General features: G+C 69.7%; 23 protein-coding genes and 1 tRNA gene. 20 read left to right on the top strand and 4 right to left on the bottom strand.

The genetic code is table 11. The features are described from left to right. Positions 1-92 precede the first annotated feature (92 nt). Together JFB92_RS16020 and JFB92_RS16015 are read left to right on the top strand one after the other, a co-directional pair. Positions 93-1502, top strand: a complete 1410-nt coding sequence (locus JFB92_RS16020; RefSeq protein WP_372451653.1) for a short-chain fatty acyl-CoA regulator family protein — start codon at positions 93-95, stop codon at positions 1500-1502. Between the two features lie 60 nt (positions 1503-1562). After that, positions 1563-1982 (top strand): YcnI family copper-binding membrane protein, encoded by a 420-nt coding sequence (locus JFB92_RS16015; protein WP_199040929.1) that lies wholly within the window; start codon positions 1563-1565, stop codon positions 1980-1982. Positions 1983-2098: 116 nt separating this feature from the next. Here the strand turns inward: JFB92_RS16015 and JFB92_RS16010 are convergent. From JFB92_RS16010 to JFB92_RS16000, 3 genes are all read right to left on the bottom strand, one after another. Further along, positions 2099-2179: transfer RNA gene (locus JFB92_RS16010), tRNA-Ser, on the bottom strand. A gap of 163 nt (positions 2180-2342) precedes the next feature. After that, entirely contained in the window at positions 2343-2537 is a 195-nt protein-coding gene (locus JFB92_RS16005; protein ID WP_199040926.1) for a hypothetical protein, read from the bottom strand. 23 nt (positions 2538-2560) lie between these two features. Beyond that, positions 2561-2728, bottom strand: a complete 168-nt coding sequence (locus JFB92_RS16000; RefSeq protein ID WP_199040922.1) for a hypothetical protein — start codon at positions 2726-2728, stop codon at positions 2561-2563. A 321-nt stretch (positions 2729-3049) separates the two neighbouring features. Between JFB92_RS16000 and JFB92_RS15995 the strand changes: the two genes are divergently transcribed. From JFB92_RS15995 to JFB92_RS15925, 15 genes are all read left to right on the top strand, one after another. Further along, positions 3050-4273, top strand: coding sequence for a helix-turn-helix domain-containing protein (locus JFB92_RS15995; RefSeq protein ID WP_199040919.1), 1224 nt, complete (start codon positions 3050-3052; stop codon positions 4271-4273). Next, complete coding sequence (locus JFB92_RS15990; protein ID WP_199040915.1) at positions 4270-4803, top strand: flavoprotein; 534 nt, start codon at positions 4270-4272, stop codon at positions 4801-4803. The genes JFB92_RS15995 and JFB92_RS15990 overlap by 4 nt, the downstream gene beginning before the upstream one ends. 9 nt (positions 4804-4812) lie before the next feature. Then, on the top strand, positions 4813-5151 hold the full coding sequence (locus JFB92_RS15985) for a hypothetical protein (protein ID WP_199040912.1): 339 nt from the start codon (positions 4813-4815) through the stop codon (positions 5149-5151). A gap of 141 nt (positions 5152-5292) precedes the next feature. Continuing rightward, positions 5293-5586, top strand: coding sequence for an EndoU domain-containing protein (locus JFB92_RS15980; RefSeq protein ID WP_199040909.1), 294 nt, complete (start codon positions 5293-5295; stop codon positions 5584-5586). Continuing rightward, positions 5586-6125, top strand: coding sequence for a DUF6189 family protein (locus JFB92_RS15975; protein WP_233163375.1), 540 nt, complete (start codon positions 5586-5588; stop codon positions 6123-6125). Before JFB92_RS15980 ends, JFB92_RS15975 begins: the two co-directional genes overlap by 1 nt. A gap of 494 nt (positions 6126-6619) precedes the next feature. Beyond that, positions 6620-7369 carry an AAA family ATPase gene (locus tag JFB92_RS15970; protein WP_199040992.1) on the top strand — a complete coding sequence of 250 codons (750 nt, stop codon included), beginning with the start codon at positions 6620-6622 and terminating at the stop codon, positions 7367-7369. Further along, entirely contained in the window at positions 7366-7629 is a 264-nt protein-coding gene (locus JFB92_RS15965) for a hypothetical protein (RefSeq protein WP_199040903.1), read from the top strand. The genes JFB92_RS15970 and JFB92_RS15965 overlap by 4 nt, the downstream gene beginning before the upstream one ends. A 257-nt stretch (positions 7630-7886) precedes the next feature. Beyond that, positions 7887-9734 (top strand): choice-of-anchor M domain-containing protein, encoded by a 1848-nt coding sequence (locus tag JFB92_RS15960; protein WP_199040900.1) that lies wholly within the window; start codon positions 7887-7889, stop codon positions 9732-9734. 19 nt (positions 9735-9753) lie between these two features. Beyond that, the gene (locus JFB92_RS15955) at positions 9754-10407 is read left to right on the top strand and encodes a choice-of-anchor M domain-containing protein (protein ID WP_199040897.1); all 654 of its coding nucleotides are present in this window, start codon (positions 9754-9756) and stop codon (positions 10405-10407) included. Between the two features lie 5 nt (positions 10408-10412). After that, entirely contained in the window at positions 10413-11045 is a 633-nt protein-coding gene (locus JFB92_RS15950; protein WP_199040894.1) for a choice-of-anchor M domain-containing protein, read from the top strand. Positions 11046-11125: 80 nt separating this feature from the next. Next, positions 11126-12148 (top strand): WxL protein peptidoglycan domain-containing protein, encoded by a 1023-nt coding sequence (locus JFB92_RS15945; protein ID WP_199040891.1) that lies wholly within the window; start codon positions 11126-11128, stop codon positions 12146-12148. Then, positions 12145-13638, top strand: a complete 1494-nt coding sequence (locus tag JFB92_RS15940; RefSeq protein ID WP_199040887.1) for an anchored repeat ABC transporter, substrate-binding protein — start codon at positions 12145-12147, stop codon at positions 13636-13638. Before JFB92_RS15945 ends, JFB92_RS15940 begins: the two co-directional genes overlap by 4 nt. Beyond that, positions 13635-15047: a TIGR03773 family transporter-associated surface protein gene (locus JFB92_RS15935; protein ID WP_199040884.1), complete on the top strand. Its 1413-nt coding sequence runs from the start codon at positions 13635-13637 to the stop codon at positions 15045-15047. The genes JFB92_RS15940 and JFB92_RS15935 overlap by 4 nt, the downstream gene beginning before the upstream one ends. After that, on the top strand, positions 15037-15807 hold the full coding sequence (locus tag JFB92_RS15930; RefSeq protein ID WP_199040881.1) for an anchored repeat-type ABC transporter ATP-binding subunit: 771 nt from the start codon (positions 15037-15039) through the stop codon (positions 15805-15807). Before JFB92_RS15935 ends, JFB92_RS15930 begins: the two co-directional genes overlap by 11 nt. Continuing rightward, a complete protein-coding gene (locus JFB92_RS15925; protein ID WP_307789182.1) occupies positions 15804-16682 on the top strand; it encodes an anchored repeat-type ABC transporter permease subunit in 879 nt (292 codons plus the stop codon). The genes JFB92_RS15930 and JFB92_RS15925 overlap by 4 nt, the downstream gene beginning before the upstream one ends. Here the strand turns inward: JFB92_RS15925 and JFB92_RS15920 are convergent. After that, positions 16570-17289 (bottom strand): DedA family protein, encoded by a 720-nt coding sequence (locus JFB92_RS15920; RefSeq protein WP_199040878.1) that lies wholly within the window; start codon positions 17287-17289, stop codon positions 16570-16572. The genes JFB92_RS15925 and JFB92_RS15920 overlap by 113 nt on opposite strands. 321 nt (positions 17290-17610) lie before the next feature. Between JFB92_RS15920 and JFB92_RS15915 the strand changes: the two genes are divergently transcribed. The 3 genes from JFB92_RS15915 to JFB92_RS15905 all read left to right on the top strand — a co-directional run. Then, positions 17611-18789: a glycosyltransferase family 4 protein gene (locus JFB92_RS15915; protein ID WP_504778738.1), complete on the top strand. Its 1179-nt coding sequence runs from the start codon at positions 17611-17613 to the stop codon at positions 18787-18789. Then, the gene (locus JFB92_RS15910; RefSeq protein ID WP_199040871.1) at positions 18773-19378 is read left to right on the top strand and encodes a DedA family protein; all 606 of its coding nucleotides are present in this window, start codon (positions 18773-18775) and stop codon (positions 19376-19378) included. Before JFB92_RS15915 ends, JFB92_RS15910 begins: the two co-directional genes overlap by 17 nt. A gap of 396 nt (positions 19379-19774) precedes the next feature. Further along, positions 19775-20055 (top strand): hypothetical protein (locus JFB92_RS15905; RefSeq protein ID WP_199040868.1); only part of this gene is annotated, 281 nt, incomplete at its 3' end.

Here is a 20055-nt window from a genome sequence, read left to right as displayed (position 1 = left end):
ATCCGAGACTCCTTGAAACGCCAGTAGATGTGGATTCTTGTGGAAATCACCGAGGCGGTTTGTGAATCTTGTGAAAGGCCGAGGTCATGACGTTGAAGAAGGCGGGACTGCGGCTGCGGCGCTTCCGCGAGGAGCAGGGCCTGACGCAGGCCGCGCTGGCGGCCGCGCTGGGCATCTCGACGAGCTACGTCAACCAGATCGAGTCGAACCAGCGGCCCCTGACCGGGCCGGTGCTGCTGCGGCTCTCCGAGGTCTTCGCCGTCGACGTGCAGCGCTTCGCCGTGTCGGAGAGCGACCGGCTCACCGCCCAGCTGCGGGACGCGCTGGCCGACACCGCGCACACCGACCGGGCCTCGGCCGCCGAGGCCCGGGAGCTGTCGGAGTCGATGCCCGAACTGGCGCAGTACGTGGTCGACCTGCACCGCAGGTACCGGCACGCGCTGGAGCGGAACGCGGCGATGAGCGCCGAACTCGACGCCGGTGCGGCGCCGACCGCCCATGAGGAAGTGCGGGACCTGTTCTACGCCAAACGGAACCACGTGGCCGAGCTCGACGAGGCCGCGGAGCGGATCTACGAGGAGGCCCGGCTCGAACCGCGCGACCTGGCCGGGGGCCTCGCGCGGCTCCTGCGCGAGCGGTACGGCGTGGCGGTCGCCGACCTCGAAGCGGGCGAAGGGCTCCGCGTCAAGCGCCGGTTCGACGCCGAGACCGGCGTCCTGCGGCTCTCGCCGCTGCTCACCCCGGGGCAGCGGGCGTTCCAGCTCGCGACGCACCTGGCGCTGGCCGAGTGCGACGAGCTGATCCGGGCCGAGGCGGACGCCGCGGACCTGTCGGGCGACGAGGCCCGGGGCCTGGCGCGGCTGGGGCTGGCGAACTACTTCGCGGGGGCCCTGATACTGCCCTACGGGCGGTTCCTGCGGGCAGCCGAGGAACTGCGGTACGACATCGACCTGCTGGCGCGGCGGTTCCGGGTCGGGTACGAGACGGTCGCCCACCGGCTGTCGACCCTCCAGCGACCCGGCGCCCGCGGCGTCCCGTTCTTCTTCGTGCGGGTCGACCGGGCCGGGAACATCTCGAAGCGCCAGTCGGCCACCGACTTCCACTTCTCCCGGGTCGGCGGCTCGTGCCCCTTGTGGAACGTGTACGAGGCGTTCGCGCATCCGGGGGAGATCCGCACCCAGCTCGCGCAGATGCCCGACGGCCGGGCGTACCTGTGGGTCGCGCGCACGGTCACGCGCCGGTACGGCGGCTTCGGGGCCCCGGCGAAGACGTTCGCGATCGGGCTCGGCTGCGACCTCCACCATGCGAGCCGCCTCGTCTACGCCGACGGCCTCGACCTGGCGAACCCCGGGGCACTGACCCCGATCGGCCCCGGCTGCAAGGTCTGCGACCGGACCGGCTGCCCTCAGCGCGCGTTCCCCGCGATCGGCGCGCCCCTGGAGGTGACCGACCGCGAAAGCCGGTTCACCCCCTACCCGCAGAGCATCCCGACCGAGGACTGAGCCCCGGAGCCAGCCGAATCAAAAGATGAACAAGTATCGATTGAATGACGCTATGGGAGCGTGACCATTTCCGTTTCGTCCTCGGCCGCCAACACCGCCGTCGGCTCCTACGCCGTGCTGACCGTCAGCGTCCCCCACGTCTGCGGCGGCGAGCCGACCACCGAGGTCGCCATCCAGATCCCCGAGCCGATCCTGTCGCTCGCCCCCATGGTCAACCCGAACTGGGAGGTCGAGAAGGTCGTGACCGAGATGGACGAGCCGGTCGCCGACGCCCACGGCAGCGAGGTCACCGAACGCGTCGGCGAAGTTGTCTACACCGCGAACACCCCGCTGCCAGATGACCTGCGCGATACGTTCGAGCTCTCCCTGCGCCTGCCCGAGGAGACCGCCGGACAGACCCTGTACTTCCCGGTGGCCCAGACTTGTACCGAAGGGGAGCACCCCTGGATCCAGATCGCCGAGGAGAGCTCGGAGAACTAGCGGCATCTTCCCACCCGTTCCGAGCGCGACTCAACGGTTCCGCACGCAGAAAGCATGAATTTGTTCAAACATTCGGAATCCGATGCTGGGTCCGCGTTTTCACGATGAAAAGGCTGCGGAGGGTAGAGGCATCGAACCTCCAGGCTGGTGCCTGGCCCGGCTTTCAAGGCCGATTCGCCGCCGTGGCGCTACCCTCCCAAGGCGGAGCGCTGTCCGGTCCTCTGATCGGGACGGATCAGGACCGGTCGGGAGCCTGAACCCGTGGCTATACGCCCTGATAGCAGGTCTCGGCAACCGTGCCGGGTCTGGGGTGGGGCCGCCGCAGCGCCAGCCGGCGAGGGCGGCTCCCAGGAGTGAAATTCAGTGCGTGGTGGCCAGGAAGGCTGACAGGGCGCGGTCGATTTCCTCGGCGGCGAAGGCGAACGCGTTCGACACCGCCGTTGGGCGGCCTGAGCGTCGGACTCCGACCGTTACCTCAGGGCCGGGGGCGATCTTTCGCAGCCAGTAGGAGACCTCCCCGGTCTCTCCCCGGTAGGACTGGACCTCGATCGTCATGTCTCGGAGTTGGAACCGCCCGGTCATGACTGTGCCCAATTCGTCAGGCGGGTGCGGATCTCTGCGCTGAGGTCGCGCTTCCAGGCTTCGGGCCGGTCAGCATAGCCGTCGAGCCAGGCGATCGTCGGGGAGCCGGTGGTGTCCTTGACGGTCGCGGCCTGTTCGGGTGCGTACCGCTCGAAGAGGATCACGCAGCCGTCGCCGGCCCTGGGGGTCGGCGTAGACCTCGACCATGGCCGCGTCGTGCCTCCAGTCTTCGACCAGCGCCATCCGGTCCGGCGCGATGGGTGCTTGCTTCTCGTGCGGGCTGCTTCGTACGCTAGGTGTACTCGTCATCAGAGGTCCCATCTCTGTGTGGCGGCGGCGGTCTGCCGGTGCGCTTGGAACCCTCCGGCAGGCCGCCTGCTTTCCAACCGGTTCTATCCCGGTCGCCTCCTCAGGCTATGGAGACGCGCACGAAGAGTGTTGCCATGTGGCAACGCGGTTTGTAGGGTGTGGTGGACCCTGGATGCATGGAGCGGATCATGGCCCCTGAGACCATCGGCGATCGCATTAAGACCCGGCGCAAGCTGCGCGGGCTCAGCGTCCGCCAGGCCGCTGATTTCGCCGATATCGCCGCCAGCACTTGGAGCCGCATCGAACGCGGCGAGCGCGGTGCGGACAACCTGACGATCCTGTCGGGGATGGCGCAGGCGCTGCGCTGTTCAGTGGCGGATTTGATCGGGGACGGGCATCTGCCGGTCGGTGGTGAGTCGGTCGGGTTGGTCGACGATGTGCACGACATCCTCGCGGCCCTGGTGGAGACCGATCTGGGCGATGAGGCCACCAGCGATCCGGCCCCGCTGGACTACCTGACCCGCGAGGCCGCGCTCTTGGAGGACCTGTACCGCCGCGGTGACTTCATTGCCACGGCCGCGCGATTGGCGCCGTTCTTGCGCCAGCTCCACGCCACCGCCGTCACCGCTGAGGCGGCATCCGATGCCCGGCGGTCGCTGGAGTTGACCGTCCTTGCCGCTCATCGGATGATGAACGTCCTGCGCAACGTGGGCCAGCGCGCCGACGCCTACCTGGCCGGGGAGCGCGCCAGGGACGCGGCGAACGAACTCGAGGACGCCGAACTGACCGGGATTGCGGCCTTCACGCGCGCCCACGCCGCTCTCGGTTGCGGGTCGATAGAGCGGGGCCATAAGGTCGCCGAGGCGGGCCTGCGCGCCCTGGCCGGGACTGAGCGGACAAGGCGTGCCGAGGCGGTTGCCGGTCAGTTGCATCTGACCAGCGCGATGTGCCTGTACGGGCTCAAACGCGACGCCGAGGCCGAGCCGCATCTGACAGAGGCCGAGGGTCTAGCTGGTCGCACCGGTGACTGCGGTCAGGATCTGGGCTGGTTCGGGCCGACCAACATCGGCATCTGGAAGCTGGCCATCGAGGTCGACAGCGGCGACCCCAAGCAGGCAGTCCGGATCGCCCGGTCGACCAACGCGATGCGGCTCCCAGCACCCACGCGGCAGGCGAGCTTCTATCTCGACGCGGGCCGGGCCTTCGCGCGCGTCGGGACCCGCGAGGCCGACGCGACGGCCGTGCGGATGATCGCCACGGCCGAGCGGATCGCCCCGCAGCGGGTCCAGTTTCATCCGCTCGCCAGAGAAGCGCTGCGCGTGGTGGTGATGCGGGCGGGGCGCAGCTCGATCGATTCGCAGCTGCGGGGCCTGTGTGAGCGGATCGGAGTGACCGCGTGAAGACGAAGACGGTGTATCTCGTCATCTGCGGTGCCGGGCCGGCGATGCGCGCCAGCGAGTTCATCGACGCTGCGCATGCCGAGGGCTGGGACTGCCACGTCATCACCACTCCGATGGGGGCCAGGTTCATCGACCGCGCGGCTCTGGAGTCGGCCTCGGGTCATTCGGTGATCGGCGAGCACCGCGAGCCCGGGGCACCGCGTCGGGACCGGCCCGAGGCGGACGCGGTCGTCATCGCCCCGGCGACGGCCAACACGGTGTGCAAACTGGCCACGGGGATCACCGACACCTACGCGCTCGACGTCGTATCCGAATGCATCGGGCTCGGTGTACCGGTCGTGGTGGTGCCGTTCGCGAACACGGCGCTCACGGGCCGGGTGCCCTACCGTGGAGCCGTCGAGGCCCTCGGCGCTGAAGGCGTGGCCGTGATCGACCCGGGCGCGCACCTGCCGCATCAAGGTGCGGGGCATCTTGACAGCTATCCGTGGAAGCAGGCGATGGAACGAGCCGCCGCGCTCGCGACGGAATAGGAGCACCCCGTGTCGTCGGTCGATGATGTCCTTGCCGCCGCTTCAGGGGCCGAGCAGCCGCTTGAGCAAGCCCAGCAACAGGCTGCCACTGCATCCCAGCAAGCGGGTGAAGCAGCGGCTGGGCTGGAGGCGGCGAAGGACGGCGCCCAGCAGCTCGCCCAGGCCAGTAATGCTCTCGGCATGGAAACGAAAGCGGCCGAAGCCGACGCCGTCCGGGCCGAGGCCGAAGCACTTGCGGCACGGTCAGCGGCCGTGGGTCAGCAGCTGGGCGATGCGGCCGGGGAGCTGGCCGCGATCAAGGACGAGCACGGCGAGCTGCTCGCCCGTATCCAGGCCCTGGCCGGTTGAGACGGCGGCGGCACCAGTCTCCGCACCTCCGCCAGCCCGGCCCCGGCGTCGGGCCCGGTTCCGGCCGCCTCGGGGTGGGATGCTGCCTCGGATCTGGCCGAGGCTCGGGGTGCGATGCGCAGGCTCGGTGAAATTCCGATCATGCGCGAGGTCCACATCCTTGACGGCGACGAGGACGGCGGCGGGCACCGTTGGGGCTCGGCAGTCCCCGGCAAGACGAAGTTCCCCCGAGATTGGGACGATGACAAGATCCTCGCATCGATCGCCGACGTCGCTGCTCGGCCCGACCGGACCCCGGTGGCGCGGCCGCACGGCGGATGGATCTGCGAGGGGATGCGTGAGGGAGTGGAGATCCGAGTGGCGACCAACCGCGACGGAACGGTCTGGACGGCCCACCCGCTTCGCGGTCCTGGAGTAGAAACGAACCCGTGGTGATGGTGATGGACGAGAACGCATTCAATCGATCGGCCCGCCAGATCGCGGCGCGGATCGCACCGAGGGTGCCCGAAGACGAGTTCGCCTCGATCTGGCAGCAGATACGCGGCGGTGAGGCACAGGCCGCCGTTATGCCGCTTGTAGCACTCTTGCGGCGGCACAGCGTAGCACTCACGATCGAGGAACTGGGCATACTGGCCGGACTGCTCGGTGAGCTTGACGAATCGGCGCAGCAGCTTGAGGACCTGCCGCAGGCCCCACCCTCAGGAAAACCTGAGGCACGCGAGCTAGCCCGGCGGACGCACGCCATCGTCGAACGGCTGGCCCCGAAGCTCGAAGCGAGGTGGGCCGAGATCATCCGCGGTGCTGCCGGGGCCGGAGAATGGAGATTCGCCGCCACGGAAATGGCCGCAGTCCTGGCCTCCAGCCAGATCGAGGTATCAGTGGCCGACCGTGACGACCTGCGATGCCTGGTGAGCGATATGGATGCTTCGACCGAGGACGTCGACCAACTCAACGTCGGCCCGGTCAAGGACTAATCCCTGGATCACGCTGCTACAGGTTCACTACGACACATTCGACTCTGACGACCAGACCAGGTCACGTTCGGGCCAGGCCAGCACACGTATGGATCTGCCCTCAAGGTCGGCGCCCGGCTGGCGACCTCGTACTATTCCGACTCGCCCTCTGCACACGCGGGGATCACCAAGTGCGATACCCAGCGCCGGACCAAGGTCAACATCGCCGAGGCCGTGCGTGTTCTCCCGGTGGTTGCCGGTCGGCGACCTTCGGACCGATAACCTGGCAGCGATCGTGTCCGGAGCATCCTGGAAGCGGACGCGCGCCGAACTCAGGGAGCACTTTTCCGAACGGGGCACGTCGGCTCGCACCGACACTGGGCCGGTCACGATGCCCTGTGTGCCGAACATGTGCAACCCGGACTGCGGTCCGTCCTGCTCTCCGGCGTGCCGACCGGCGAACAACTGCCGCCCGGTGGGAGCGTCTGCGCCGTCGTACTAGAGAGGTGAGCGAGTTGCTGGTGGAACGGGCCACGGTCGAAGCCACGGAGGGAAGGGCTGCGTCCTCGTGGCCCTTCACCCTCGCACCGGTCCAAACGCTCACGAGCGAGGGGCTGAACTTCACCAAGCCCGTGACGTTCCTCGTCGGCGAGAACGGCTCCGGCAAGTCGACCATCATCGAGGCGATCGCCGAGGGATTCGGTCTGGACGCCCACGGCGGGCGAGCGGGCCGCAAGTACGGCAACGACCGGGAGAAGGCCCCGCTCGGGGAGGCCATCGACCTGGAATACACGCGGGCCGGCTCGCGGATGCAGACCGGCCCGCGCTCGAAGAAGCGCGGGTTCTTCCTCCGCGCCGAGACGGCCTTCGGGTTGCTGCACTTCGTCAGCGGCATGAGCGGCTACTGGGACGAGAACCTAGCCGAGATGAGCCACGGCGAAGGCTTCCTGACCGTCCTGGAGACCAAGTTCGCCGAACCGGGGCTCTACCTCATGGACGAGCCCGAAGCCGCGCTCTCCTTCACCTCCTGCCTGCGCCTGGTCGCGCTCATGCACCGGCTCGGCGAGATCGGCGCGCAGGTCATCTGCGCGACCCACTCACCGATCCTCGCCTCCACACCAGGCGCCGAGATCATCGAAGTCGGCGAGCACGGCATGGAACGCGTCGCCTGGAGCGACTTGGAACTCGTCGCTCACTGGCGGCGGTACCTGGACGACCCGGACTTCTACCTGCGGCATCTCATCGGCGAAGCGGGACCGGCGTGAGCGGGGAGACCAGTGCCGCGGACGAGCGGTTCAAGGCTTTCATGATCGGCAACCTCGGCAAAGCGGCCGAGCAGTTCGGGGCTACCGTCACCGGGGAACCGCGCTTCGGCTGGCTCCTGCGCTCGCTGGCCTTCGGAGTGGCCGCGGGCACGGCACCGGGGGAGTACGCGCGAGCGAAGACCGCGCTTGTCCAGGAGTTGACCGACCGAGCCCGCGCCGAACGCGGGCTGCCGCCTGAACCGGTCTGGGAGAAGCGCTGACTCAGTGGGGCGGCGAGCGTGGAGGTGAGGGGATCGACCACGCAGTGCAGTAGCGGTCCGTAGTGGCTAGCAGCCGCCCGTCGGTACCGAGTCTAGGCCCCTGCGGCGGTTTCGGTCTCGGCATCGGTCTTCGAGAGATGGCCGGATGCGCATCTCTTTGGTATTCAAGGCCACTCGAAACAGGACTTTAAAATGAAAACGATTATCGTTACTATGATCATTAACGGCCCCCATCCCCCGAACCGAAGGAACCCCCGATGACCACCACCCGATCGCGCCCGGCGCTCGCGCTGGCCGCCACGGCCCTGGCCGCCGCCCTGGCGGTCCCGGGGGCTGCCACGGCCCAGGGCGACGGTGAGCGCACCGTCCTGTCGACCGGCCACGTCGACGCCATGCAGGTCACCTACGACGACGGCGAACTGGGCCTGCGGGTCAAGGACGACACCGGGAACACGCCGGTCTACCGCGACCCCGGCGACGTGCTCTTCCATGTCCTGCCCGAGGCCGAGACCACCATCCCCGACGAGGAACGGTACGAGTTCCTCGGCGAGGGCGGCGCCCCCATGTGGCTGCTCCCGCTGTCACAGGACCCGGACCTCCTGTGGCCCGGATGGAGCACCGAGCCGCTGTCCCGCGGTCAATTCGAGAACGACACGGTCACGATGAGCCTGGTCGGGGCCGAAGGCCCCGGAGAGGTCGTGCTGTGGTCGGTCGACACCTTCGGCCAGCCGCAGGTCCGCTTCTCCACCCGCGACGGCCTGCCCGACGCCCTCGGTGTCAACGTCCCGGCCCACGTGCACTCGATCTGGAGCTTCACCGCCGCCGGCTCCTACACCCTGACCTGGGAGGTCACCGGCACCCTCGCCGACGGCACGACCGTCGCCACCCGGGAGGTGGACTACCGCTGGCACGTGGGCGAGTTGGCCGACGACGAACCCGGGGACCCCGAACCGCCGGAGGAACCCGACCTCGACGACCGCCTCGTGCTGGACGAGGGCCACGTGGACGTCTTCTCGGTCGACCTCGACGACGACGCGCTTTCGCTCGACCTCAAGGACGACACCCGCCTCCACGACGACGCCGCGGTCATGCGCGACCCCGGCGAGGTCGCCTTGCACGCCGTGCCCGAGTCGAAGACCGAACTGACCGAACAGCAGCTCTCGCAGCCCGGATGGGACGCGCTCGGTGTACCCGGCGATACCGTGTGGTGGCTGCCCGACACCGACCAGCAGGGCATCCTCTTCCCCGGCTGGAGCACCGAGTCCATCCAGGACGACGAACTCGAAGGCGACGCGATCACCCTCTCGCTCACCGATGTCGACGGCCCCGGCGACCTCAAGATGTTCCAGATCGGCGATTTCGGCGACGCGAGCGTCCTCGTCGACTCCGGAAACGGACTGCCCGACGCGATCGACACCCGCTCCGGCACCCACGCCCACGCCAACTGGCTGTTCACCGAGCCCGGCGTCTACACCCTCACCTGGCGCGCCGGGGCCGAACTGCCCGACGGGACCACCGTCCAGTCCGAGCCCGAAGAGTACGTCTTCGTCGTCGACGAGTGGCCCGACGGCGGCCCGGGGGACCCCGGAGACCCCGGTGATCCCGGCGACCCCGACCTGGAGAACACCCAGACCATCACTGCCACCGTCGACACCGACACCGGCGGCCTGGTCCTCAGCGTCGACCCCGACGACCGCACCGTGACCCTCCCGGCCATGACCCTCAACGGCACCGCCACCGCCTGGACCACCGAGGGCGAACTGCGGCCGGTCACCGTCACCGACACCCGCTCGGCCGACCCCGGCTGGAACGCCACCGGCCAAGTCTCCGACTTCTCCTCCGGCGACGGCGGATTCGAAGGCGGCCACCTCGGCTGGGCCCCGAACCTCGACTCCAGCGGCGAGGACCAGGACGTCCGCCCCGGACCGGCCGTGGACGGACTCCTCGACGGCGGCCCCGGACTCGGCTCCTCCCAGATCCTCGCCTCCGCCACCGAAGGAGCCGGCAACGGCACCGCCGTCCTCGGCGCCGACCTGAACCTCCAACTCCCCACAGACGTCGAGTCCGGCACTTACACCGCGCTCGTCACCTTCACCGCCATCTGATTGAGAAGGGAACACTGTTTTGCGCACCACCTCGAAATACGCCGCAGCGGCCGCCGTCGCCGCCGCGGTCCTGGCCACGGCCGCCCCGGCCGCGGCCGAGGAGACCTCCGGAGGCTGGACCGTCCTCGACGAGGGCCACGTCGACGTGTTCGGCGTCGCCTACGAGGACGGCGAACTCCACCTCCACGTCCACGACGAGGAGACCGACACCGAATACGAGCCCGGCGAGGCGATCCTGGCCGCCAACCCGGAGGCCGAGACCACCGTCCCCGACGACCCCGACTACGAGTTCCTGGGCGAAGCCGGGGACCCGGTGTGGATCCTCCCCGACACCCACGTCGAGGGCCTGCTGTTCGCCGGCTGGGCCACCGAGGAGATCCCGACCGGGGCCTTCGCCGACGACACGCTCACCATCACCGTCCAGGACTCCATCGGCAGCGGCGACGTCGCCCTCTACACCGTCGACGACTTCGGCGACCCCGACGTCATGTACGACTCCGACGACGGCGCCGGCTCCTGGGACGTCGGCGCCCAGGGCCACGGCCACCTCAACTGGGGCTTCAGCGAACCGGGCTTCTACCGGTTCACCGTCGAAGCCGAGGGCGAACTGGCCGAGACCGGGGAGACCGTCTCCACCGGCGAGACCAGCTACTGGTTCTGGGTGAAGGAGTGACCCCCATGCGCACCAAAGCCGTCAAGACCGCCGCGATCATCGGGGCCGCCGCGGCACTGGCCGCGGCCGGTCCGGCCGCGGCCCAGCAGACCACGATCAGCGAAGGCCACGTCGACGCGCTCTCCTTCTCATACGACGAGAACGCGAACGAGATCGAGATCGACGTGGACCTCCACGAGGCCGGGCAGGTCCTCGATCCGGCCGATGTCACCTTCGACGTCCACGACGAACACCTGGCGACACTGTCCGACCCGATCGAATGCCGCGCCGACACCGGCGACAACTGGGTGCTCCCGCGCACCGAGGAGTCCGGGCAGATCTGGGCGGGCTGGTCCACAGAAGGGCTCGACCTGTCCGATTTCGGCGGCGACATCCACGTGGACCTGATCGACGCCGACACTCCCAGCGGCGGCGAGGTCGCCGTTTACGACGCCACCTCCGGAACCACCAGGTTCCACACCGACCCGGCCTGCGGCGCCTCCGGCACCGACATCACCGAGTCGCACCACCATCCGACGTGGGTGTTCACCGAACCGGGCACCTACGAACTGACCTTCCAGGCCGAGGGCGACCACGCCACCGACGGCGCGGTCCAGTCCGACCCGGTCACCTACACCTTCGAGGTCGGCGGCGTTTAGCGCCCCGACCGCCTCCTCCAGGCGGGGCGGCCCGCGCCGCACTCCCACAGGGGCCGCCCCGCCACTACCCCGGAAGACCCATGCGACTACTGCGAACCCTCGCCACCGCCTCAGCCCTGGTCGTCCTGACCGCCGCACCGGCCGCCGCCCAGGAGGACGAACCGTCCGCGACCACCTGGGGCGTGGTGCCCTCCAGCCAGGACGGCCCGGACGGGCGGGCCGCGTTCGACTACGCCCTCGACCCCGGCGAGACCCTTATCGACTTCGTCGGCGTCTCCAACTTCGGGTCCGAACCGATCACCGTGGACCTGTACGCCTCCGACGCGCTCACCACAGAGGCCGGCGCGTTCGACCTGCTGCCCTCCGACGCCGAACCGGTCGACGTCGGCTCCTGGGTCGGCTTCAACGAGCGGCGCTTCACCATCGAACCCGGACAGCGCCTGGACGTGCCGTTCGCGCTCGCCGTCCCCGACACCGCCACCCCCGGCGACCACGTCGGCGGCATCGTCGCGGCCGTCACCGAGACCGCGACGGACGACTCCGGCAACGAGATCGATGTCGAACGCCGCGTCGGCGCCCGCATCCACCTGCGCGTCTCCGGCGAACTCGATCCGAGCCTGGTCCCCGAGATCGAGGACGAGACCTACCACTACGAATGGAACGCGTTCGCCCCCGGCTCGACCGGCTTCGACTACACCGTCACCAACGCCGGGAACGTGCGCCTCGAAGGCGACCTGGTCGCCCGCGTCTCCGGTCCCTGGGACGTTCTGGAGCGGGAGGTCCACGTCGCAGAACTCCCGCAGATACTCCCCGGCGACAGCTATTCGGGGTCCGCCGAGCTCGACCGAATCTGGCCGCTGGCCAGGGTCGAGATCGAGCTGCTCGTCCGCCCAGAGGCCGTCGCCGAAGCCGACGCCGAGGCCGCGATGCCGACCGGGACCGACACCGAGACGCTCTGGGCGCCGCCCTGGCCCCAGGCGGCCGTCGCGGCGGCCCTCGCGCTCGCGATCTGGGTCCTGCTGAAGATCCGCAAGCGGCGCAAAGCGAAAGCCGACACCGGTGAACCGGAACCCGAGCCGAAGAAGGAGCCGATCGAAGCATGAAACGCGCCATGACCGCAGCGGCCGCCGTCGCCCTGCTGGCGGCCGGATGCACCGGCGCCGCCGGCGGCGGGGACGCCGTGGAGGTCGTCGTGACCACCGAGCTGATCAAGGACTGGACCGAGATCGTCGGCGGCGACCGAGTCCAGGTCGAGAGCATCGTCCCGCCCGGCGGCGACCCGCACTCCTACGAGCCCAGCCCGAACGACGCCGCGACCGTCGGCCGCGCCGAACTGGCCTTCACCAACCACCTGCTGCTCGAAGAGCACGCCCTCATCAAGCTGTTCGACTCGAACGTGCCCGAGGACATCCCCAACCTGTCGCTGGCCGAGAACGCCGAACCTTACGGGGCCAAACTGATCCCGCTGGTCGAGGACGTCGGTTTGGACGTGGTCTGGCTCGGGTTCGGCGTGCGCGGCGACACCGAGACGCGCTCGGCGGAGATCGCCATCAACCTCACTGGAGTCGAGGGCCCCGGCCAGGCCACCATGTTCCTGACCGACGCCTTCGGCGCCCCCGAGGTGTACTGGGACTCCGCCGACGGACTCGACGACTCCGACGCGATCACGCTCCCGCCGAACGCCCACACCCACGTCAACTGGACCTTCTCCGAACCCGGAGTCTACGAGCTGACCACCGACGCCTCCCTCACCGACGCCGGCGAGACCACCGAGGCCGGTCAGACCACGTTCACCTTCGCCGTCGGCGTCAACCCGCGCGAGGTGACCGAGGACGCGACCGTCCTCGACGACGGCCACGCCGACCTCACCGTCGACCTGGACACCGGGGGCTTCGTCGTCCGCGACGACGAGCGCGGCGACCTCGACCCCGCCGATGTCGTCATAGACGTGCCCACCAAGTCCATCGAGGAGGTCCCCGACGCCGAGCCGTTCACGTTCCTCGGCGAGGCGGGGAGCGAGATCTACCAGCTCCCGCAGGCCGTGCTCGGCAAACACGTCCACGGCGAGATCGACCCGCACCTGTGGCACAACGTCGCCAACACCAAGGCGTACGTGCAGGTCATCTGCGAGGCGCTGATCGAGGTCGACCCGGACGGCCGCGAGACCTACGAGTCCAACCGGGACGCCTACCTGGCCGAACTCGACGACCTCGATGCCGAGGTGGCCGCCGCGATCAACTCGATCCCCGATTCCGACCGGCAGCTGATCACCACCCACGACGCCTTCGGCTATATGGCCGACCGCTACGACATGCAGATCGCCGGGTTCGTGGTGCCCAATCCGGCGGCCGAACCGAGCGCCAAACAGGTCGAGCAGCTCAGCGAGACGATCGCCGACCTCGACGTCCCCGCGGTGTTCGTCGAACCCAACCTGCACGCCCGCGCCAACGTGCTGCGGCAGGTCGCCGAGGACCAGGGCGTGGACGTCTGCACCCTGCACGGCGACGCCCTGCCCCAAGATTCACCGACCTATCTGGACATGATGCGGCAGAACGCCTCCGAGCTGAGCCGCTGCCTGGGAGGAGACCGATGAGATTCCATCGAACGGCCATCGCCGCCGCGGCGGCGGCGACGCTCGCCGCGACCGCGGCACCCGCGGCCGCGCAGGAACCCGAGGGCATCGCCGAGTTCGACAGCCAGACCGCCGGACTGACCGTCCAGGCCCCGGACGAACTGGCGACCCTCCCGGCGAAGGTCCCCGACCGCGAAGACTTCGCGTTCCTCGGCGACCCCGGCGACCTGGTGTGGGTCGCCGGATCCCCCGACGGCTCCGCCTTCCCGACCATCGACGCGACCGGCGTCGACGGCGACCTCACCGTCCGGCTCGACAAGGCCGAAGGCCCCGGCGACGCCTGGCTCTACACCTTCGACGGCCCGGGACTGGCCGAACCGCTGGCCTCCACCGCCGCAGACGACACCTTCGAAGTGCGCGCGGGCACCACCACCGTCGTCGTCCTCGCCGTGGACGAACCCGGGCAGTACACGCTCGAACTGGGCGGCCGGGAATCCGACGGCGGACACGGCTTCGCCCCGACCACTGGTCACGCCCAGGCGGCGGACGCGAGCGCCGTGGCGACCTACCAGGTCACCGCCGCCGACGTGACCGCCGAAGAGGTCACCGAGACCCTCGCCGACGACTCCGGCGACTCCATCGGCGGCGCCCAGACCTACACCTCATGCGAGGTCATCGACTCCGGCCACATCGACATCGGGCCCCGCTTCGTCGACGGGGAATGGACCGCGCAGCTGCGCGACGACCGCGAATCCGAATCGGTCTGGAGGGAACTGGGCGACACCGTCCTGCACGTCCCCGACGCGGCGCTCGCACCGATCCCCGAGGGCGACTTCGGATTCCTCGGCCAGGCCGGAGACGAGGTCTACATGCTCCCGCAGACCCAGATCGCCGACGTCGTCTGGCCCGGCTGGAACACCCAGGACTCCAAGGTCATCGACGGCGTCCCCGGCGCGATCGACTGGAACCTGACCGAAGTGGATGGTCCGGGGCAGTTCGCGCTGTTCCTCACCGGCACCTTCGGAGGCGCCGACATCCTGTTCGACACTGCTGAGGGCCTGCCCCAGACCGTCTCCATCCCGCACAACACCCACGCGCACGGCAACTGGACCTTCTCCGAACCCGGCGTCTACCTGCTCACCGTCGAATTCGCCGGAACCACCGGCGACGGCGAGGAAGTCGCCGACACCGGCGTCATCCAGGTCGCCGTCGGCGACCAGACCGACCCGGGCGACGCCTGCCTCGCCGGATCGGGAGGCGGCGGCTCCAGCGACGACGACGATGACGGCGACGAAGGCGGATTCCTGCCGACCACCGGCGCCGGCTGGCTGGCCTTCGCCGGCATCATCGCCGCCGCGCTGCTGCTCGTCGGCGGCCTGATCATGTTCCTCAGCCGAAAGCGCAAGCGGGGGCCGACCGATGCGAACTGACGACGACCGGGCCGGCCTGAACATCGAGGGCCTGACGGTGGCCCTCGGCGCTCACCACGTCCTCGAGAGCGTCGACCTGGCGGTCGAACCCGGCGAGACGGTCGGGCTCATCGGCCCCAACGGCGCCGGCAAGACCACGCTGCTGCGGGCCGTCCTCGGCCTGATCCGCAGTGAATCCGGGACCGTCCGCGTCGGCGGCGACCGGCCCGAGGCCGCCCGCTCCCGGATCGGCTACGTCCCGCAGAAGCACGAGTTCGCCTGGGACTTCCCGATCACCATCGCCGGAGCCGTGCTCAACGCCCGCACCGGAACCCGCTGGTTCGGCCGTGTCGGACGAGACGACCGCGACGCGACCGAGACCGCCATCGAACGAGTCGGACTCACCGAGCTGCGCCGCCGCCCCGTCGGCGAGCTCTCCGGCGGACAGCGCCAGCGCGTCCTCGTCGCCCGCGCCCTGGCCCGCCGACCCTCGCTCATGCTGCTCGACGAGCCGTTCACCGGCGTCGACGTCCCCACCCAAGAGCTCCTGACCGAACTGCTCACCGGCCTCGCCGCGGAGGGAACCGCGATCCTGATGACCACCCACGACCTGGCCCAGGCCCGCGCCACCTGCACGCGGATCTGCCTGCTCAACAAGACCGTCGTCGCCGACGGCCCGCCCGGCGAACTGGCCGACCCCGACCTGTGGCTGCGGGCCTTCGGCGTGGCCGCCTCCGGCGAACTGCGGACGCTCCTCGGCGCGGGGGAGGAGACGCCGTGATCGAGTGGCTCACCGAACCCTGGACGCACGTGTTCATGCAGCGCGCCTTCGCGGTCGCGGTGATCTCGGCGGTGGTGTGCGTCGTGGTCGGATCGTTCGTGGTGCTGCGCGGCATGGCCTTCATCGGCGACGCGGTCGCCCACGCCGTCTTCCCCGGAGTGGCGATCGGATTCGTCCTCCACATCAACATGTCCCTGTCCGGCGCGGCCGCCGGAATCGCGACCGCGCTGGCGATCGTGCTCATCAGCCAGACCCGCAGACTCAAAGAGGACACGGTCATCGGGATCTTCTGGGCCGCCTCGTTCGGCCTGGGCATCGTCATCGTCTCCACCCAGGCCGCCTACACCGGAGACCTCACCTCATTCCTGTTCGGACAGATCCTCGCGCTCGACGACGGCGACGTGATCACCGTGGCACTGATCGGCGCGGCCCTGGTGACCGCGATCGCGCTGCTGCGCCGCCAACTGACCGCCGTCAGCCTCGACCGCGAGGCCGCCCGCGCCGCGGGACTGCCGGTGCTGGCGCTCGACATCGCCCTATACGTCATGGTCACCGTCGCGATCGTCATATCACTCCAGGCGGTCGGCAACGTCCTGGTGCTGGCGCTGCTGATCACCCCGGCCGCGACCGCCCGCATGCTCACCGACCGGCTGGGCGCGATGACGCTGCTCGGCGCCGCGATCGCCGCCGCCGGAGCGATCGCGGGCCTCTACCTGTCGTTCCACTACAACCTGGCCGCCGGGGGCCTGATCGTCCTGGTGCTCACCGCAGTCTTTCTGATCGCTTGGCTTCTGGCTCCGCGTCACGGGGTGCTTCGCCGGGTGAAGCGGAGGACGACCGCCGCATCGAACCGAACATCGAACGCACCCGGCTGACGAGCTTGTCGATCAGCAGCCCGACCAGCGCCCCGGCGGTGATGCCGAGGGTCATGGCCAGCAGCGGGCTGTCGCGCAGGAGGTGCCCCGCCCCGATTCCCATCGCGGCCGAGTACGCGGCCCACAGCACGGCCGCGCCGGCCGCGGTGGGAAGGTACCGCGCCCGGGGGTAGCCGACCGCGCCCGCGGTCACGTTGACGGCGATCCGGCCGACCGGGATGAACCGACCCGAGAGGATCACCGCCGTGCCGCGCCGGTCCAACAGGTCGGCGGCCTTGGCGAGCGAGGCCCGCCCGCGCCTGCCGCGGAACATCCGCAGCCGCTCCAAAGGCACCCGGGAACCGATCTTGTACGCGGTCAGATCCCCGAAGAACGCTCCGATCGCGGCCACCAGGACCAGGACGCCCAGGTAGAGCGGCGGCACCTGCCCCGTCACCGACAGCGTGGCGACCCCGATCACGATCGACTCGCTGGGCACCGGCGGGAAGAACCCGTCCACGTAGCACAGCAGCAGAACCGCGAGCAGGAGCCACGGAGAGGGGCCCATCGACACCACGGCCGACTCGATGCCGGACAGGACGTCCCCTATGAAGGTCACCGGATCCATGGCCGGACCGGGAAACGGAGCGAGAAGCGATGGTGCATGGTCGCAACGCTATGGGCACCAAAGCCGAACCGAAATACCGCTGGCTGTACACATTCGGGGGGCCAACCGGAAGTCGGGAGTATAGAGAAGCCCACCCGCCGAACGGGCTCGGCCACTCCTCCGGCCAGGGACCGCCGCGACGGTAGAGGAAGCTCCACCATCGGACTGCCGCCAGCCTCCACGAAGTCGGCAGTCAGCTGTATTTCGTTCGGCCCCAAGGCTCCATAGCTTGGAGCCATGCCTGAAAGTCCCGCCTCACCACCCGACCCGACGGCGCCGCCCCTGCGCGTGCTGGTCGTGACCGAGTCGTTCCTTCCGCAGATCAACGGCGTCACCAACTCGGTGTGCCGAGTCCTGGAACACCTCGCCGCCCGCGGACACACGGCCGCCGTCGTCGCCCCCACCGGACCCGACGCCTACGCCGGAGCCCCGGTGCACCGAGTCGGCGGCATTGAGCTGCCCGGCTACGAGGGCTTCACCGTCGGCCTTGCCACCCGGCGTCGCCTCCGCCGGACCATGCAAAAGTTCCGGCCCGACTTCGTCCACGTCGCGTCCCCGTTCGTGCTCGGCCACGCCGCGATCAGGGCCTCCCGCGCGCTCGGGGTCCGGACGGTCAGCGTCTACCAGACCGATGTGGCCGGCTTCGCCCGCCGGTATCGCCTGAAGGCGGCCGGATCGCTGATCGAGCACCGGCTCCGGCGGATTCACGGCCTCTCCGATCTGACCCTGGCCCCCTCCACGGCCAGCCTCGACCAACTCGGCCGCCTCGGCGTGCCCCGCGTCCGATTCTGGCCGCGCGGCATCGACACCGGGCGCTTCGCGCCCGAGTGGCGAAGCGAGCCGCTGCGGACGCGCCTGCTCGGCGCCGCGGCCGGCCCCGACGCGACCGACGACGTGCTGGTCGGATACGTCGGGCGGCTGGCCAAGGAGAAGGACCTGCACCATCTGCGCTCGGTCCAGGACGTCCCCGGGGTGCGGCTGGTGCTGGTGGGGGAGGGCCCGGAGGAGGAGCACCTCCGCGAGGCGCTGCCCGGGGCGCTGTTCACGGGGCCCAAGTACGGCGATGAACTCGCCGGACTCGTGGCGTCCCTGGACGTCTTCGTGCACTCCGGCTCCGACGAGACCTTCTGCCAGTCCGTGCAAGAAGCCCTCGCGTCCGGGGTTCCAGCGGTCGGGCCCGCATCCGGCGGGCTCATGGACCGGATCGACGACGGCGTCAACGGGTTCCTGTACGGCTGCGGTGACCTGGCGGGACTGCGATCCGCGGTCGGGCGACTGGCCGGCGATCCGGAGCTGCGGCGCTCCATGGGCCGGGCCGCGCGAGCGGGAACCGAGGGCCGTGGCTGGGAGTCGGTGAACGACCGGCTCATCGAGCACTATCTGAGCCTGGTGCCACACCGGGCCGGGACCGGCGCGGCCGCGGGGTCCGTCGCGGGAGCAGTGCATGGACTGGCCGTCTGAACTGGTGATCGACCTCGGCTTCGGGGGAGTGGCGGTCGAATCCGTGATGCCGGCCTGGGGCTTCCTCGTCTTCGTGTCGCTGGCGATGGCCGTTCCCATGGGCCCGGCGGAGGCCACGGCCGCGACGGCGGGGGCGCTGGCGGGCCCGGCCTCGGCCCCGCAGTGGCTCGCGAGCCTCGTCGTGGCCGCGGGCATGTTCACCGGGGACCTGCTGGCCTACGGCGCGGGCGGACCGATCGCCCGCCGCCTGCGGCGCCGTTCCAAAGCCGCGAACCGGCTCGACTGCTGGCGGCGGCGCCTGGAATCCCGTCCGGCACGGCGCGACATCGCCGTGATCGGCCTCCGATTCGTCCCCGGCGCCCGCACCCCGTCGGCGCTGATGGCCCGGGGGAGCGGCATCGGTCTCGCCCGGTTCTGCGTCTTGACCGCTGCGGGCTCGGTCCTGTGGGCGGGAGTCTGGACGACCCTGGGGAGCGCGATCGCCGAATTCTCGGGACCGATCGCGAGCACGGCGGCCGTCATCCTGGCCCCGGTCGCCCTGCTGATCGTATGGAGATGCCTGGCCTTCCGAACCCGAGTCTCCGCCTGAACGGTGCCCTCAAGTCGGCGTAGTCCCAACGTAGTTCGATTGAGTCGAGTGTTCGAGTTCGGAGCCTGTCGACCGTCCGATGCCGGATTCCGTGGCCGGGTCGCAGCGAGCCCGAGTTCAGGCGGGCGGCGACGAAGGGGTGAGTGGACATCCGGTGTCTGCGGCGTGCCTCGGGCCAAGTGACCCCGGGTTGCTGCGAAGGAGGCTCGCCGCATGTCAAGCACGAACGGTGCCGGGCGTGGATCGCTTGGGACGCCACCGGTCCCGGGTGCAGAACGTGAAAGCTTTCCCACCCTGCGGGTGATGGCAAGGGCTGGTTCAGCTGTCACCATTGATGTAGCACAGACAGACGGAAACTGACCGGATGATCTAAGGATCGAACCAGGGAGGTGTGAGATGGCGAGGAGCATGAACCCGGCGGAGCGGAGTGAGACCGCCCGCGCCATCCACGCCCAGTTCGATCAGGCGGCCGCGGTCATCAACTCGATGCACGCCCAGGTCCTGTCCGGGGTCATCGAGGCCCAAGCCTGGAAGATCCATCGTGATGTGGATGGGTTCTCGGCGCTGCGGGACTGGCTGGTGTCCAAGTTCGACTTCCACTACAAGACCGCGGCCGACCTGGCCGCGATCGCCCGCCAATCCCGCAAGTTCGGTGTCCTGGCCGAGGCCGCTACTTC

Source organism: Glycomyces salinus (assembly GCF_016428645.1).
Classification (GTDB): domain Bacteria; phylum Actinomycetota; class Actinomycetes; order Mycobacteriales; family Micromonosporaceae; genus Glycomyces; species Glycomyces salinus.
Note: the sequence above shows the minus strand (reverse complement) of the source record. Positions and strands in the feature narration are given on the sequence as shown.